This is a genomic window from Cochleicola gelatinilyticus (assembly GCF_001637325.1).
Classification (GTDB): Bacteria; Bacteroidota; Bacteroidia; order Flavobacteriales; family Flavobacteriaceae; genus Cochleicola; species Cochleicola gelatinilyticus.
Genome location: NZ_LRXL01000009.1, coordinates 1 through 2962, shown reverse-complemented (window position 1 = coordinate 2962; position 2962 = coordinate 1). Strand labels below are relative to the sequence as shown.

Here is a 2962-nt window from a genome sequence, read left to right as displayed (position 1 = left end):
TGGTGGTGAACTAGAGCAATACGATATGTACGGCAGAGACTAGCTTTTGAATTGCAAGTAAACCTTCCACCCGTACTAACGGCTCCAACACCTTTAGAACTATGTGACTCGGAAGAGATCACAGGACCTAATGATGAGATCGAGCGATTTGATCTCACCAGCAAACGTACAGAGATCACTGGAGGGAACTTAAGTGTCACCCTTCAATACTATGCAGATCTAAATGATTTTATGGCCGATCTTCCTATAGCTACGCCTACTGCGTATGAGAATGTAGAAAACCCGCAGACCATTTACATACGTGCGGAAGACATCACTACAGGCTGCGTGGTACAGGACCAAAGCATCACGTTAGATCTGGTGGTCAATCCACTTCCTTCTCCTGCCACGCCCACACCTTTAGAGGTCTGTGATCTAGATAATGACGGATTTGCTTTCTTTACTTTGACCGATAAGACAAACGAGATCATAGCTGGAGAACCAGGAGTTGTTATTACCTACCATGAGACCCAAACCGATGCGCAAACAGGTTCCTTTGCATTGACCAGTCCGTATGAGAATATTACCGCCAACACCCAAACGGTGTATGCCCGAGCTACCTTCCCCCTTCTTGGTGGAGGAACTGGCTGCTTTGCGGTGGTGCCTTTAGAACTTATCGTACACCCAACCCCGATACTTCCTTTGGAGATCGATGCTATTGTATTGTGTGATGATGATGCAGATGGGGAAGCACTTTTTGATCTAACGGTCAATGAGGCCCAGATCTACGGTTCTCAAGACCCTGCAAACTTTACCCTTACCTATCACACGAGTCTTGCGGATGCTCAAAACGGAAATGCTCCTATAGGAAACCCAGAGAGCTATACCAATATGGGCAACCCGCAAACAATCTGGGTGCGTTTAACAGATGTGGCTGCTGCCACGGGATGTTCCCGTGTGGGCTCTTTTGAGATATCGGTATCACAAGGTCCCAACCTTACAGCTCCTACTCCCTATGTGTTGTGTGATGATCTAGGAGCGCCCAATGACGGGCAAACTACGTTTAACTTGATCTTAAAGAATGATGAGATCACTGGAGGAGGGCAACCCAATCTTGTGGTTCAGTATTTTGAAACTCCCGAGGATGCTCAAAATAATACCAATGCGATCACTCCTGCCGACACCTATATAAATGAGATGGGCAATCCTCACGTGCTTTATATCCGTGTGGAAGATGCGATTACGGGCTGTGTAGAAACAGACCTTACGTTGACCTTGGTTGTGAATCCTAATCCAGAGCCACAAACCCCTGTGGATCCTCTTGTAATTTGTGATGATCAAGACCCTAATACAGATAATGTTTTTGATCTTACCCAAAAAGAAGCAGAGATTTTAAATGGGGAGAATTGGGAGCTTAGTTATTATCAGAGCTATGCAGATGCGGTGTCGGGCGATCCGCTTCTTGCCATTGTTGATCCGCAAAACTATACGCTAGAACAAACCTCACAGACAATCTATGTGAGAGCGACCAATCAAAGTAGTGGTTGTTTTGAGATCGTAGAAATACAAATTATCATAAGTCCATTACCCGATGATAGTGCACAGATCGATGATCTTACTAAGTGTGAGGTCAACAGCAATGGAACCGATGTTTTTGATCTTACCCAACAAGAGCAACAGATCTTAGGAGATGAGCAGTTCGATTTGGGGTATGAAGTTACCTATTACACCACTGCGGATGCAGCCATGGCAGGAACCCCTAACATTGGAAATCCTACGGCTTATACGAATCTGACCAATCCCCAAGAAATCTTTGTGGGTATTGAAGACCCTCAGACGGGTTGCTACATTGGGGGAGCGCAATCGTTTATGATAGAGGTGTTAGAAGGAGCGCAGGCGTTTGCTCCTACACAACCCTATGTGCTTTGTGACAGTGTGGGTGAGAACGACGGGATCACCGAGTTCGATCTTGGCAGTCAGTCGGAGGTGATCTTAGGAGGACAGGACCCAGCGAATTACACGGTAACGTATTATGAAACCCCTGAGACGGCAGAGGAAGGTACCAATGCCCTGCCTAATCTATATTTGAATATTATCAATCCACAGATCGTCTATGTACGAGTGACCAACAATGACACAGATTGTTTTGCTACTACCGAGTTGATTCTTCAAGTAGAGCAATTGCCACAACTTACGTTATTGGATGAATACCGTTTGTGTTTAGACGCTAATGGGAATCCGATTCCAGAAGAATTTGGAGGGGCTTCTCCACCGGTGATCGACACAGGACTTCCTGCAGCAGGCTATAGTTTTGTTTGGGAGGTAGACGGTGTGGTTTTAGAGGGAGAGAATGGACCTTCCATTACAGCGACCACTAGTGGGAGTTATACGGTTACCATTACCGAGGCAGACTCAGGATGTACCACTACGGTGACCACCACCGTGATCGAATCATCTCCACCGATCACTTACGATGCGATCTTGGTCAATGGTGCATTTGCAGACAGTCATACCATTGAAGTAACGGCAGAAGGTATTGGAGCAAATGAGTATGAATATGCGCTGGATGATGGAGCATTCCAAGATTCGAATATCTTTGAGAATGTACAGGCAGAAACGCACATGATCACTATTCAAGATAAGAATGGATGTGGAAGTGTAACTTTCGAAGTGGGAGTCATAGATTACCCGCTGTACTTTACTCCAAATGAAGACAACATAAACGATACTTGGAATATCATTGGTATTGGAGAGCAGGACCCTTCGGCAAAAATTTATATATTTGATCGCTACGGAAAACTGCTAAAACAGATAAGCCCTACTGGAAATGGATGGGATGGTACTTTTAACGGAAACCCGATGCCTTCAAGTGATTATTGGTTCCAGATCGAATACACCGAACAAGAGGTCCAAAAAGAATTTAGAGGACACTTTACATTAAAAAGATAACTCAACCCTCGTTAATAAAATAAAAAGCCCCCGA

General features: G+C 45.1%; 1 protein-coding gene. It reads left to right on the top strand.

The features are described 5' to 3' along the window. Positions 1-51 precede the first annotated feature (51 nt). Positions 52-2928 carry a T9SS type B sorting domain-containing protein gene (locus ULVI_RS00960; protein WP_068588547.1) on the top strand — a complete coding sequence of 959 codons (2877 nt, stop codon included), beginning with the start codon at positions 52-54 and terminating at the stop codon, positions 2926-2928. The last annotated feature ends 34 nt before the right edge of the window (positions 2929-2962 follow it).